We start from the raw sequence: 13,757 nt of genomic DNA, 5'->3' as shown, positions 1-13,757 counted from the left end.
GTCAGCGGTCAGGCGTCGTTTCGTAACATGTGGGCGCCGCCGCGCGGCGTTATGAACAAATGAACTTTGCACCGGGTCGCGTCCTCGCCGCGATCGCCATCGTCCTCGCGGGCGGCGGCTACTACTATTGGCAGCATCGCGATTCCAACCCACTGCCGCCGGGCTTCGCCCGCGGCAACGGCCGCATCGAGGCAGTCGAGATCGACATCGCCACCAAGACGCCGGGCCGGATCCGCGAGATCCTGGTCAACGAAGGGGATTTCGTCAGTGCGGGCCAGGTTCTGGCGCTCATGGACACCGAGCAGTTGCAGGCCCAGCGCCGGCAGGCCGAAGCGCAGCTCCAGCGCGCTACGATCAACGTCGAGACCGCAAAGAGCCTCGTCAACCAGCGCGAGGCCGAGCGCAAGGCTGCCGAGGCCGTGGTCGACCAGCGCGTCGCGCAGCTCGACACCACGAGCCGCAAGCTCGATCGCTCCGAGCAATTGATCAAGACGAGCGCGGTATCGCAGCAGGTGCTGGATGATGATCGCTCCGCCAATGCCACTGCGAAGGCCGCACTCGCCGCGGCTCAGGCCCAGGTGGCGGCATCGGAAGCCGCAATCAGCTCCTCGCGCGCCATGGTAATCGATGCCGGCGCCGCCGTCGACGCAGCGAAGGCTGCCATCGAAAGCATTAACGCTGACCTCAATGACAGCGTCTTGAAGGCGCCGCGCGAGGGCCGCGTGCAATATCGCGTGTCGCAGCCGGGCGAGGTGCTCGCGGCCGGCGGACGCGTCCTCAACATGGTCGATCTCGGCGACGTCTACATGACGTTCTTTCTGCCGACGGCCGATGCCGGACGGGTCGCCATTGGTACCGAGGTCCGCCTCGTGCTCGATGCCATCCCGCAATACGTGATTCCAGCCAAGGCCACCTTCGTCGCCGACGTCGCGCAATTCACGCCCAAGACGGTCGAGACCGAGGAGGAGCGCCAGAAGCTGATGTTCCGGATCAAGGCGCATATCGCGCCCGACCTTCTGCGTCAGCACATCGAACACGTGAAGACCGGCCTGCCCGGTATGGCCTATGTGCAGCTCGATCCAGCCGCGCAATGGCCCGACACCCTCAAGATCAAGCTGACCCGATGAATGCGACTGCCACAGCCGACGTCACGGCCGCCGCTGGCAGCGTCGTGCGCCTGGACGGTGTGGGCCTGAGCTACGGCAAAATCCGGGCACTCGACGCCATCACGCTCGACCTGCCATCCGGCTGCATGGTCGGCCTGATCGGCCCCGACGGCGTCGGCAAGTCGAGCCTGTTCGCGCTGATCGCCGGCGCACGTGAAATTCAGGAGGGGAGCATCCATGTGCTCGGCGGCGACATGGCGAGTTCGCGCCATCGCCGCAACGTATGCCCCGACATCGCCTACATGCCACAGGGACTCGGCAAGAACCTGTATCCGACGCTGTCCGTGTTCGAGAATATCGACTTCTTTGGCCGTCTTTTCGGACACGACAAGGCGGAGCGGAACAGGCGCATCGCTGGTCTTTTGCGCGACACGGGTCTCACGCCCTTCGCCGACCGGCCGGCGACGAAACTTTCCGGCGGAATGAAACAGAAGGTCGGCCTCTGCTGCGCCCTGATCCACGATCCGGAGTTGCTGATCCTGGACGAACCCACCACCGGCGTTGATCCCTTGTCGCGGCGCCAGTTTTGGGAATTGATCGCCTCGATCCGCAACGGCCGCCCCGGCATGAGCGTGATCGTCTCGACCGCCTATATGGAAGAGGCCGCGCAATTCGACTTCCTGATTGCGATGAACGCCGGCCGCGTGCTGGCGACGGGAACGCCCGCCGAACTCAAGGCGCAGACCGGCGCCGAGACACTAGATGAGGCGTTCATCCGCCTTCTGCCCGAGGCAGACCGCGGCAACCACACCAGCGTCGTTATCCCGCCCCGCTGCGAAGATCATGACGAGATCGCGATCGAGGCCGACCACCTGACCCGGCGGTTCAATGACTTCGTTGCCGTGGAGGACGTCAGCTTCCGCATCAGGAAAGGCGAGATCTTCGGTTTCCTCGGCTCGAACGGCTGCGGCAAGACCACGACCATGAAAATGCTCACCGGCCTATTGCCGGTGAGTGAGGGCAACGCACGACTTTTCGGTAAGCCAATCGATGCCGGCGACATGTCGATACGGCGGCGCATCGGCTACATGTCGCAGGGCTTTTCGCTCTATTCGGAGCTGACGGTCACGCAAAACCTCGATCTGCATGCGCGGCTGTTCGAGCTGCCGGAGGACGCCATTGCCGCACGCATCGACGAGATGATCGCAAGATTCGATCTTGCAGACGTCGCGGAATCCCTCCCCGACGCGCTGCCGCTCGGGCTGCGGCAACGTTTGTCGCTGGCGGTCGCCATGATCCATGCGCCCGACATCCTCATCCTCGACGAGCCCACTTCCGGGGTTGATCCCGTGGCCCGCGATCGCTTCTGGCAAATCCTCGCCGAGCTCTCGCGCAAGGACAACGTCACCATCTTCGTCTCCACGCATTTCATGAACGAGGCGGAGCGCTGCGACCGTATCTCGCTGATGCATGCGGGCCGGGTTCTGACATCGGACACGCCGGCGGCGATCGTCGCCGCACGCGGCGCTGCCACACTGGAGCAGGCCTTCATCGCCTGCCTCGAGGAGGCGATCGCCGACGATAGCGAGACGACTCGCCAGCCCGCCACCGTATCAGCCGAGACCAGGGCAACGACGGCGACCACGCCACGCAAACGCGGCGCGAGGTTCAACCTGACCCGCATGCTGGCCTATTCCCGGCGCGAGGCGCTCGAACTGCGGCGCGATCCGATCCGCGCCACGCTCGCGATTCTCGGCAGCGTGCTGCTGCTGTTCGTGCTCGGCTACGGCATCAGCATGGACGTCGAGAACCTGACCTTCGCCGTGCTTGACCGCGACGACAGTGCGATCAGCCGCGACTACAGCCTTCAGATCGCAGGCTCGCGCTACTTTACCGAGAAATCCGCGATCACCGACTACGCCGATCTCGACCGCCGCATGCGCGCAGGCCAGATCGGCCTTGCCATCGAACTGCCGCCCGGGTTCGGCCGCGACGTCAGCCGAGGCCGGCATGTCGAGATCGGCGCCTGGGTCGACGGCGCCAATCCCACCCGCGCCGAAACGCTGCGCTCCTATGCCCAGGCGATCCATGCGACCTGGCTGGCCCAGAAGGGCCGGGAGCTCTATGGCGAAGCCGCAATCGCCGGGTCCTACCAGCTCCAGCTGCGCTACCGCTACAATCCCGACGTCAGGAGCGTTGTCGCCATGGCGCCCGGAATCATCCCGTTGCTCCTGATCATGATTCCGGCAGTGCTCGCTGCGCTCGCGGTGGTGCGCGAGAAGGAGCTCGGCTCGATCGTCAATTTCTACGTGACGCCGGTGACGCGGCTGGAATTCCTGCTCGGCACGCAACTGCCCTACGTCGTGCTGGCGTTCGGAAACTTCCTTCTCCTGGTCGGGTTCGCGCTGACCGTCTTCGGCGTGCCTTTCACCGGCAGCTTTGCCACCTACGCGCTCGCCGCGCTGCTCTACGTCACAGCCACGACCGGCATGGGGCTGGTGATCTCGGCCTTCATGAAGAGCCAGATCGCGGCCCTGTTCGGCACGGTGCTGATCACACTGATTCCTGCGATCCAGTATTCCGGACTGATCGATCCGGTGTCGTCGCTCCAGGGACTCGGTGCGCTGATCGGACGAATCTATCCCACCACCTATTTCGTCACGATCTCGCGCGGCACCTTCTCCAAGGGCCTGTCGTTCGAAACGCTGCACAACGACCTGCTGGCGCTTGCCATCATGGTCCCGGTGCTGGTGACGGCCGGCGCAATGCTGCTGAAGAAACAGGCCCGCTGATCATGCGCATCGATAACGTGCTTCAACTCGGCATCAAGGAGCTGCGCGGCCTCGTCCGTGATCCGATGCTGCTCGTGCTCATCGTCTATTCCTTTACGCTGGCGGTCTACGCCGGCGCGAAGGCGTTGCCGGAAACCCTCAACCGCGCCGCGATCGCCATCGTCGACGAGGATCATTCGCCGGTCTCGACCCGCATCGGGATGGCATTCACCGCGCCGTATTTCTCCGAGCCGCGTCTGATCTCGCAATACGAAATGGACCGCAGGATGGATGCGGGGCTCGACACGTTCGCGCTCGACGTTCCGCCGGACTTCCAGCGCGACCTGCTGGCGCGAAAGTCGCCGGCGATCCAGCTCAATATCGATGCGACGCGCATCTCGCAGGCCTTCAACGGCGGCGGCTATGTCGAGCAGATCGTCGGCGCGGAAATCGCCGAATTCCTGGCCCGTACGCGCGATGCGCAGGCGCCGCCGATCGAGCTGGCACTGCGGGCACGCTTCAACCCGGAACTGACGAAGTCCTGGTTCGGCGCCATCGACCACGTGATCACCTCGATCACCATGCTCTCGATCATCCTGACCGGTGCGGCGCTGATCCGCGAGCGCGAGCACGGCACGATCGAGCATCTCCTGGTGATGCCGGTCACGCCGCTGGAGATCATGGTGAGCAAGGTCTGGTCGATGGGAGCGGTGGTGCTGGTCGCCTCCGCTTTGTCGATCGTGTTCGTGGTGAAGGGATGGCTGGCTGTGACCATCGACGGCTCGGTGGCGCTGTTCCTGCTCGGCGCGGCGCTGCAACTCTTCGCTACCACCAGCATGGGCATCTTTCTCGCAACCGTTGCCGGGTCGATGCCGCAGTTCGGGCTGCTGCTGATCATGATCCTGCTGCCGTTGCAGACCCTGTCCGGCAGCATGACGCCGCGGGAGAGCATGCCGCAATTCGTCCAGGACATCATGCTGGCGGCACCGAACACGCATTTCGTGATGCTCGCCCAGGCCATCCTGTTCCGCGGCGCCGGCCTCGAAGCCGTCTGGCCGCAGCTTCTCGCGCTCGGGCTGATCGGCGTCGTCTTCTTCCTGATCGCGCTACGGCGTTTCCGGGCCTTCCTGGCCTAGCCATAGCGGCGTTCAATGGTGCTCGTACATCAGATTGTCGAAGCGGCGCGATTGCCTTGCCGCCGGCGCAAGGGACTTGTCGTCACAGCGGCCGCCTCGAGCCAAAAAACCAAAACAACCCCATGCACAGTAGCTAAATCCTTGCAACATTTATGAAATTCACTCCGCCCGCCGGGCAGAAGCACACGCCGCCGCCGAGGGACGTCAGCCCGGCTGACCGCCGCCTGCGAGCAGGCCGTTCAGCATTGCCTCGGCCTTGCCGAGCAACGGACTGGCACCACTCCCGGAGGCGATCGCGATCGCGGCGCGCAGAGCGGCAAGGATGATCGTGCGGTTCTCCTCGCTCGATCGCGGCGTCACCACGGCCTCGCCGAACAGCGCCTCGGCCTCGAGGCCGGAAAAGCCCTGCTGGCGCGCGGTGTTGCGCGCCTCGCGCAGCATGTTCTGCGCCGCCTGGGCGTCGCCGAGCTGGTGGCTCGCCAGAGCCAGGTAGATCGAGGAGCGCAGCACCGCCGAGGTATAGCCGACCGCCCTCGCCTCCTCGCGCGCTTCAGTCAGCATGCGGCGGGCCCGGTCGAACAGCCCCTGCTCGAGATAGGCGATGCCGAGATGGCAGGCGAGGACCGGCACGAACAGCCGGATGCCGTGTTTCTGCGCCAGCACAAACCCCTCTTCGAGGACCGCGGCGGCCGCCGCCGGATCGCCCCGGCCAAGCTTCAGCCAGCCGCCGCTATAGGCGGCGGCAACGCGGTCATAGGGCCGACCGGTTTCCTCAGCGATCGCCGCGGCCTCGCGCTGAAGCTGCTCGGCGATATCGAACTCGCCCATGACGGTGTGGGTGATGCTGCCCATCATGCAGCAGAGAAGCAGGAGATATCTTGGGGTAGAGCCAAGCGGGGCACTGGCCTCCGGATCCATCAACCGGCCGCGGACGGTTTCCAGAATCTCTTCGGCGCTATGGTAGCGGCCGGCAAGGAAATAGGCCTGCCCCAGCCCATATTGGGCCAGATTGCTCCATCCCTGATCACGTTCCCCTCGCGACAGGTTCGCGACAGCCTCGCCGATCGCGACGGCCTCGGCCGGCGTTCCGTAGAAGTTCTGCGCACTCGCCCGGACAGTCATGGCCGCGATCTTGCGACCGAGGTCATCGATGGCATCGGCGCGCCGCTCGGCTTCATTTCCCAGCTCCAGCGCCCGAGCAACGTGACCGGACCACATAAACGCCATGCGCGCCTCCATCCGGAGATCGACGGCATCCGCCTCACGCGACCGGCTCGTCGGCGTCTTATCGAGCGAATTCATCGCGATGTCGAAATAGTCAGCCGCATCGGTATAGGCAGAGCGCACCAGGCATTTCCGTGCAGCACTCCTTCCGTGATCGAACGCTTTTCGCCAATCCTTCGCCTGGGTCGCATGGTAGCAAAGTCGCTCGGGTGTATCGCGCCAGCTTTCTTCGGCCTCGAAAGCTTCGATGATGCGTGCATTCAGGTTTTCACGAACCTTTTCGACCATCGAGTCGTAAGTCACTTGACGAACCATCTCGTGTCGGAATTCGAGAGAATCTTCCAGATCGGTATCGATACTGACCAGCAACTCGGCGCGATCGAGCGCGGAAAGACAATTTTTCAGCACCTCTTCGGGCAGCCCGGCAACCTTTGCCAGCATCGCTTCGGAAATGTTTCAATTCGGAGCCACCGATCCCGATGAAAACCCACATCACGACCCACGAAGAGACCGACCCGGGCGCGGATACGCATGAGATCCGGCTGGAGTGGGAGTACGAGGGAGACAGCAAGACACCCACGCTGCTCTATCTGACGATGGTCTGTCCGTACAAGCCGGCGCGCGATGCTCGCGCTCAGTCCGTAGAAGCCGGCGAGGCGCTGAGCCTGGGTTAGAGAGCGCACCATTTTCCGATCTGAACCGCGCGGGCCGGCGTTTGCTGGCTCGCGCTTTTTTGGCTCGGCGCACAGCGAACCGGTACTATGGCTGTGTGCCGCTCCTTCCACCACGGGCCTTTCCGGCTGGCCGCTCTCACGCGTGCTGAGCTGCATGCCAGCTCAGGCCGGTGTTGCTGGATGCTGTCCATGTGCCCTGCACCCCGCCGACAGCCCCTGGCCAGCTGACGGAGCTCCCGGCCGTTCCGTTCGCGAAGACGATCGCACCTGTGCTGCCCAGAACACCGTCGCCTCCAACAACCATCTCCAGTTGCTCGAGCGACAGGTCCATCGGTTCAGTGGCCTTGGTCATGATCTTCTCCATTGGACTCTTTCCGAAGGGCGCGGCGCGACAGGTCACGCCGGACGCCAACTCAGGCCGGATTTGCTCGATGCGGTCCACGTTCCCTCAACACCCCCGACGGCTCCCGGCCACGACACCGACGCTCCGTGGTTTGCTCCCACACCGAACTGGATGCTTCCGGTTTGCCCCATGACGCCGTCCCCGCCGGCGACGATCTCCAGGTCTTCGAGCGATAACTCGATCGCAGGTCTGCTGGTGCGCATGGTGGCTTCTCCATCCCGAAATCCAGTCGGTCCATCCGAACTGATGTCTTGGAAGATGGAGCAATCATCTGCAGCAGACCGTGACCCGGGTCACATGGAAGCCGGCAAGGACGCAAGCGGATGCTTTCCGCTTCAGAATGCTACGCGCTGCCCCGCGCACCCGCTGACGACGTTGGATGGACCGGACTGCGCGGGATAAAGGCGAGCCCGAGCAATTAGCCCTCCAAAATCGCGACCGCCCGCGTCCATCCGGCCGAGGCGCGCTCGATCTTCACGGGGAAGCATGACACCTTGAAGCCTGACGGCGGCAGCAGCTCGAGATTGTGCAGCTTCTCGAGATGGCAATAGCCGATATGGCGGCCGGCCTTGTGGCCTTCCCAGATCAGGCCGGCGTCCTTCGTCTCGGCATATTTCTTCGCGGTGTGGACGAACGGCGCGTCCCAGCTCCAGCCGTCGGTGCCGGTCAGGCGCACGCCGCGCTCGAGCAGGTACATGGTGGCTTCATAGCCCATGCCGCAGCCCGAGGTGACGTAGTCCTGCCGGCCGTATTTGGCGCCGGCGCTGGTGTTGACCACGACGATCTCGAGCGGCTTCAGCTCGTGGCCGATGCGCTTGAGCTCGGCCTCGACGTCCGCGGCCGTCGCGACATAGCCGTCCGGCAGATGGCGGAAGTCGAGCTTCACGCCTGGCTGAAAGCACCATTCCAGCGGCACCTCGTCGATGGTCCAGGACTGCTCGCCGCGGTTCATGGTCGGGTGGAAATGCCAGGGTGCGTCGAGATGGGTGCCGTTGTGGGTCGAGAGGCTGACCTGCTCCACCGCCCAGCCCTGTCCATCCGGCAGATCCTCGGCCTTCAGCCCGTCGAAGAACTGCAGCATGCGCGGCAGGCCCTGCTGGTGGTCGATATACTGGATGGTCGGATGATTGCCGGGCGGATCGGCCGGCACGTCGTTCTGGAGGGGAACGGAGATGTCGATCAGCTTGCTGGTCATGGCCCTTCCTGGGTGATTGTCTTTCGTTGGCGGCTCAGGCGTTGCTTCAGGCGTCTTTCCGCTCGATTGCGATGACCTGCAATGGACCAACGTTCATGCGTCCGGCGGCCCCAATTCACTCAGGAGAGCCGTTACGGTGGCACGCAGGGTGGGCAGCATTGACGTAACGATCTCCCATACTCGTCCGTCATCGACAACCGCATAGCCGTGGGTCAGGATGTTGCGAAAGCTCACGATCCTCCGCAGGTCGGGTACCCGATCAGCGATATCCGGCGCGTCCTTCGAGAGCCGGTTCAGCGCCTCGCCAATGACCTCGAACTGCCGCTCTACGGCCGATCGGATCAGCGGGCTCGCTCGATAACCTGAGGCATCAAGACCCGCGGTGAATTCGGCGATCGCCTGGCCGGCCTGCTGCACGTCCCATAGAAACGCACGCGGATCACGCGGCATAAATCAATTCTCTCGACCGGTTGATCGTTGCGCGCACATAGGGGTTCTTGAGGGCCGAAGCCTCGACGAGATCGACAGGACGTCCGAGAAGCCGTTCGAGCCCTTCGGCGAGCCCGAGAAACTGGTCGAGCGGCGGCATGCCACTGTTTTTGTCGAACTCGACGAGAAAATCCGCGTCGCTTCTCGCCGAATCGAAGTCGTCGCCGCGCGCTCCAGAGCCAAACAGTTCGAGCCGCACGACGCCATAACGATCACACAGGGCCCTTAGTGCGTCCCGATGCCTTTCGATTTCCGCGTGCATGCCCGTCTCCTGCCGGCCCCGTCAGAATACATGTTACAAATCATCCCACCAAAGCTTCGTTTGGGTGTTCTTCCTCCGTAAGGACATAGGGCTGAAGCCAGGACAGACCGGTTTCCTTCGTGCGGAGACAGAGCCCAAAACAAGAAAGCCGCCCGGAGGGCGGCTTTCTAGGACCTCGTAGACTGGCCTATTTGGTTGCGGGGATAGGATTTGAACCTATGACCTTCAGGTTATGAGCCTGACGAGCTACCGGGCTGCTCCACCCCGCGTTAAACCGTTGCGCGCCTTCGAGAAAATGCCGGGGACGATGGATTGAGGGCCGACGCTGTGCGCGTGGCTTTCTTCTCCCGTCCCGAAGGCTTCCCTGGAAGGCAACCCCGGGCCAAGGCCCTTGGGTGCGGGGGGTATGTATCAAGGCGGGCTGGCTTTGGAAAGGGCCGCGGGGACGTTTTTTTCGACTTTGTGACAGGGAGCGGGCGCAGATTCCGGCCGGTTTGCCCGGCACTTGCCAGAAGTTCCACAAACCGCCAGCTTGCGGCAACAAAACAGCGGCGAAACGCCTGACGGGGAGAACCGCCTTGAACAGCACTCTGGACCGCGCGCCGGCGAGCGCGCCGCTGGCCGCACTCACCGACAGCTTCCAGGCGATGCTCGCGCGCTCGCGGGCCGAGCCGGCGCCGGACTGTGCCGCGCGGCTCGACCGGCTGGCGCGGCTGCGCGCGGTCGTCGCCGACAATGAAGAGCGTTTCAGGCAGGCGATCTCGGCCGATTTCGGCCACCGCTCGGCAATCGAGACCACCATCGCCGAGGCCATGATGGTGTTCTCCGAGATCCGGCATGCCACGAAACACCTGAAGAGCTGGATGGCGCCGCAGCGCGTGGCGACGGCGCTGCAATTCCTCCCCGCCCGCAACCGGCTGATGCCGCAGCCGCTCGGCGTGGTCGGCATCATCGCGCCCTGGAATTATCCGCTGCAACTGACGCTCGCGCCCGCGATCGGCGCCATCGCCGCCGGCAACCTCGTCATCATCAAGCCGAGCGAGCTCGTCCCGCACTTTTCCGCGCTGCTCAAGCAGACGATCGCCGAGACGTTCGACGCCACGGAGCTGCTCGTCACCGGGGTCGAGGACGAGGTCGCAAAGGGTTTTGCCCATCTGCCGTTCGATCACCTCGTCTTCACGGGCTCGACCCGGGTCGGGCGGCTGGTCGCGGAAGCGGCGGGGCGCAATCTCACCCCCGTCACGCTCGAGCTCGGCGGCAAGTCGCCTGCGATCGTCGATGCCTCCGCCGATCTCGACGAGGCGGCCGAGCGCATCGCCTACGGAAAGCTGCTCAATGCCGGACAGACCTGCATTGCCCCTGACTATGTGCTGGTGCCGGAGCGATCGCTGCAGGCCCTTGCCGAAAAAGTCAGCGCGCAGATGCGGCGCATGTTCGGCACCGATCCCGCCAACAAGGACTACACCTCCATCATTTCCGACCGGCATTATGCCCGGCTCGAAGGGCTGGTCACTGACGCCGCCGAGCGCGGCGCCAAGATCCTGCAACCGGCCAGGGCTGACGATCCCAACTGGAAGGCGCATCGCAAATTCCCGCCGACGCTGATCCTCGGTGCGACCGAAGCGATGGCCGCGATGCAGGAGGAGATCTTCGGGCCGGTGCTGCCGGTGCTCCCCTATCGCGAACGCGCCGATGCCATCGCCTTCATCGTCAGGCGCGACCGGCCGCTCGCGCTGTACTGGTTCGGCACGGACAGCAACGCGCGAGACGAGATGCTGGCACGCACGGTCAGCGGCGGCGTCACCATCAACGACTGCCTGTTTCACTTCGCGCAAATCAACCAGCCGATGGGCGGTGTCGGCGCCTCCGGCACCGGCGCCTATCACGGCGAATGGGGTTTTCGGACCTTCAGCAAGCTGAAGCCGGTGTTCTATCGCTCCAGGTTCAACCGCCTCGCCGACCTCTATCCGCCCTATGGCGGCAAGATCGCGCGGCTGGAGAAGATGATGCGGTTCATGTCGTAGCTGCCCGTCATTCCGGGGCGATGCGCAGCATCGAGCCCGGAATCCATTTCGCCATGTGCCAAGCGGATGAATGAATTCCGGGCTCGCGCTTCGCGCGCCCCGGAATGACGAGAAAAATGCAAATGGGGGAGACATCAATGACAGATACATTCGATTTCATCGTCGTGGGCGCGGGCTCCGGCGGGTGCGCGGTGGCGGGGCGGCTGTCGGAGGATGCGGCGACATCGGTGGCGCTGCTCGATGCCGGCGGCACGAACGACAGCTGGCGGATCACGACGCCATTCGGGCTCGCGCTGCCCTACAGCGCGGCGAACTGGGCCTTCGAGACCGTGCCGCAAAAGGGGTTGAACGGACGTGTCGGTTATCAACCGCGCGGCAAGGGCCTCGGCGGCTCCTCGGCAATCAACGCCATGGTCTATATCCGCGGCCACAAATGGGACTACGACCACTGGGCCTCGCTCGGCAATCAAGGCTGGTCGTATGCGGACGTGCTGCCCTATTTCAAGCGTTCGGAGAACAATGCCGATTTCGACGGCGATTATCACGGCAAGGGCGGGCCGCTGCACGTCAACCGGCTGCGCTCGGACAATCCTGTTCACGACATCTTCCACCAGGCCGCGCGCGAGGCGCAGTTCCGCATCCGCGACGACTTCAATGGCGAAGACCACGAAGGGCTCGGCAGCTATCAGGTGACGCAGCACAAAGGCGAGCGCTGGAGCGCGGCGCGGGCCTATCTGCAGCCGCACATGGGCAAGCGCGCGAATTTGCGCGTCGAGACCGGCGCGCATGCCACCAGGATCCTGTTCGAGGGCGGACGTGCGGTCGGCGTCGAATATGTGCAGGGCAGGCAGACGAAACAGCTGCGCGCGCAGCGGGAGGTGATCCTGGCTGGCGGCGCCTTCCAGTCACCGCAGCTCTTGATGCTGTCGGGCGTCGGCGACGGCGAGGCGCTTCGCAGGCACGGCATCGGCGTCGTGCATCATCTGCCGGGCGTCGGGAAAAATCTGCAGGACCATCCGGATTTCGTCTTCGTCTATGCTTCCGACTATCCGCACTTCGTTCACTCGTCGCTCGGCCGGCTGCCATCGCTGCTCCGCGCCATTCAGCGCTATCGCCGCGAGCGGCGCGGCCTGATGACCACCAATTTCGCCGAGTGCGGCGGCTTCCTGAAAACCCGCCCGGATCTCGATGTGCCTGACATCCAGCTGCACTTCGTCATCGCGATGCTCGACGACCACGGCCGCAAGAAACACAAGGAGGCAGGCTTCTCATGTCACGTCTGCCTGCTCAGGCCGAAGAGCCGCGGCAGCGTGTGGCTGAAAAGCGCCGATCCGCTTGCCGCACCGATGATCGACCCCAACTTCCTCGGTGAAGACGATGATCTCGAAGCGATGGTCGCGGGCTTCAAGACCACGCGGCGGCTGATGGAGACGCCTGCGCTGCGTGCCTTGCAGAAGAAGGACATGTTCACGGCCGATGTGCGAACGGACGACGACATCCGCGCCGTCCTGCGGGGTCGCGTCGACACGGTCTATCATCCCGTCGGCACCTGCAAGATGGGCACGGACGCCATGGCGGTGGTGGATCCGAAGCTGAAGGTGCGTGGGCTGGAGGGCCTTCGCGTCGTCGACGCCTCGATCATGCCGACGCTGATCGGCGGCAATACCAATGCGCCTGCCATCATGATCGGGGAGAAGGCGGCGGATATGATCAAGGCCGGGATGCGGCCGAGTTAGGCGACGCGGACCGTTCCTCACCTCGCGCGCAATTGCGCGTGCGGGGCCGGGACGGCAGCCAAAGAGATAGTTTCTTTACTGACGTCGAATAGTCATGAACGAATGCAATCCTGAGCTGTAGGGAGCCAATTACAGACGATTTTAGCGAGCTGAAACCGGAACGATCGGTTCGACGTTCATACGTTCCGTTGGCAGGGTTTTGCTCATGAACAGCTTTGATCTCGCGATCTACGTCGCACTCGCCATTGCGATCGGTTTCGGTTTCAGGACCGGCCTGCTCGGCAGCGCCGTGACCATCCTCGCCTATCTCCTCGCCGCTCCCATCGCGGTCGCGCTGATGCCGCTGATCGTGCCGCAGGTCGCCGGCAACCCGAACGCGTCGCTGTTTCAGAACTGGATCTGGTTCTTCGCCATCTTCGTGGTGGTCGGCATGCTGTTCGGCTATCTCGGCCGGCTCGCGCTGAGCGATACGATCCGCGATGCCGGCATCGGCGACCGGATCGGCGGCGCCGCGCTCGGTGCCATCAGGGTCGGGCTCGTCGCCACCACGCTGGTGCTGGTGTTCGACCAGATCGTGCCGCCGAGCCGCCAGCCGCCCTTCCTCGCCGGCTCGCATCTGCGCCCGTTGTTCTCGGCGGTCGGGCAGATGGGTTTCAAATCGCTGCCGCCGGAGGCTGCCGAGGCAATCGACCGCCTGAAGCAGGAACGGCGCATCTAAAGCATGGGCGCGGGCGCGC

The 13,757-nt window shown here is 64.2% G+C and carries 12 protein-coding genes, 1 tRNA gene and 1 pseudogene; 7 read left to right on the top strand and 7 right to left on the bottom strand.

Translation table 11 applies throughout. From position 1 onward, the window contains the following. Window positions 1-59: 59 nt before the first annotated feature. Genes IF809_RS16905 through IF809_RS16895 form a run of 3 tightly spaced genes read left to right on the top strand, consistent with a single transcriptional unit; the run spans window position 60 to window position 5,013 of the window. Window positions 60-1,127 carry an HlyD family secretion protein gene (locus tag IF809_RS16905; protein ID WP_462838045.1) on the top strand — a complete coding sequence of 356 codons (1,068 nt, stop codon included), beginning with the start codon at window positions 60-62 and terminating at the stop codon, window positions 1,125-1,127. Next, window positions 1,124-3,898, top strand: a complete 2,775-nt coding sequence (gene rbbA, locus IF809_RS16900; protein ID WP_462838044.1) for a ribosome-associated ATPase/putative transporter RbbA — start codon at window positions 1,124-1,126, stop codon at window positions 3,896-3,898. The genes IF809_RS16905 and rbbA overlap by 4 nt, the downstream gene beginning before the upstream one ends. A 2-nt stretch (window positions 3,899-3,900) precedes the next feature. Then, entirely contained in the window at window positions 3,901-5,013 is a 1,113-nt protein-coding gene (locus tag IF809_RS16895; RefSeq protein ID WP_462838043.1) for an ABC transporter permease, read from the top strand. A 204-nt stretch (window positions 5,014-5,217) separates the two neighbouring features. Here IF809_RS16895 and IF809_RS16890 read toward each other — a convergent pair. Continuing rightward, window positions 5,218-6,687: pseudogene (locus IF809_RS16890) on the bottom strand (ATPase); the annotation flags it as partial. Between the two features lie 29 nt (window positions 6,688-6,716). On the opposite strand from IF809_RS16890, the gene IF809_RS16885 reads away from it, so the two are divergent. After that, a complete protein-coding gene (locus IF809_RS16885; RefSeq protein WP_244659462.1) occupies window positions 6,717-6,911 on the top strand; it encodes a hypothetical protein in 195 nt (64 codons plus the stop codon). Window positions 6,912-7,047: 136 nt separating this feature from the next. Here IF809_RS16885 and IF809_RS16880 read toward each other — a convergent pair whose 3' ends face one another. From IF809_RS16880 to IF809_RS16855, 6 genes are all read right to left on the bottom strand, one after another. Further along, window positions 7,048-7,275: a hypothetical protein gene (locus IF809_RS16880; RefSeq protein ID WP_128968675.1), complete on the bottom strand. Its 228-nt coding sequence runs from the start codon at window positions 7,273-7,275 to the stop codon at window positions 7,048-7,050. A gap of 32 nt (window positions 7,276-7,307) precedes the next feature. Continuing rightward, entirely contained in the window at window positions 7,308-7,517 is a 210-nt protein-coding gene (locus IF809_RS16875) for a hypothetical protein (protein WP_128968676.1), read from the bottom strand. 215 nt (window positions 7,518-7,732) lie between these two features. Next, a complete protein-coding gene (locus IF809_RS16870) occupies window positions 7,733-8,509 on the bottom strand; it encodes a cyclase family protein (protein WP_128968677.1) in 777 nt (258 codons plus the stop codon). A gap of 93 nt (window positions 8,510-8,602) precedes the next feature. Next, window positions 8,603-8,959 carry a HepT-like ribonuclease domain-containing protein gene (locus IF809_RS16865; RefSeq protein ID WP_128968678.1) on the bottom strand — a complete coding sequence of 119 codons (357 nt, stop codon included), beginning with the start codon at window positions 8,957-8,959 and terminating at the stop codon, window positions 8,603-8,605. Then, entirely contained in the window at window positions 8,949-9,260 is a 312-nt protein-coding gene (locus IF809_RS16860) for a nucleotidyltransferase family protein (RefSeq protein WP_128968679.1), read from the bottom strand. The genes IF809_RS16865 and IF809_RS16860 overlap by 11 nt, the downstream gene beginning before the upstream one ends. A 192-nt stretch (window positions 9,261-9,452) precedes the next feature. Next, a tRNA-Met gene (locus IF809_RS16855) sits at window positions 9,453-9,529 on the bottom strand. Window positions 9,530-9,907: 378 nt separating this feature from the next. Between IF809_RS16855 and IF809_RS16850 the strand changes: the two genes are divergently transcribed. The 3 genes from IF809_RS16850 (at window position 9,908) to IF809_RS16840 (ending at window position 13,738) form a co-directional block, all read left to right on the top strand. Then, window positions 9,908-11,284: a coniferyl aldehyde dehydrogenase gene (locus IF809_RS16850; protein WP_244659464.1), complete on the top strand. Its 1,377-nt coding sequence runs from the start codon at window positions 9,908-9,910 to the stop codon at window positions 11,282-11,284. Window positions 11,285-11,421: 137 nt separating this feature from the next. After that, entirely contained in the window at window positions 11,422-13,020 is a 1,599-nt protein-coding gene (locus IF809_RS16845) for a GMC family oxidoreductase (RefSeq protein ID WP_164938917.1), read from the top strand. 205 nt (window positions 13,021-13,225) lie between these two features. After that, window positions 13,226-13,738: a CvpA family protein gene (locus IF809_RS16840; RefSeq protein WP_462838042.1), complete on the top strand. Its 513-nt coding sequence runs from the start codon at window positions 13,226-13,228 to the stop codon at window positions 13,736-13,738. The last annotated feature ends 19 nt before the right edge of the window (window positions 13,739-13,757 follow it).

The sequence above is a fragment of the Bradyrhizobium sp. UFLA06-24 genome (assembly GCF_054967145.1).
Note: the sequence above shows the minus strand (reverse complement) of the source record. Positions and strands in the feature narration are given on the sequence as shown.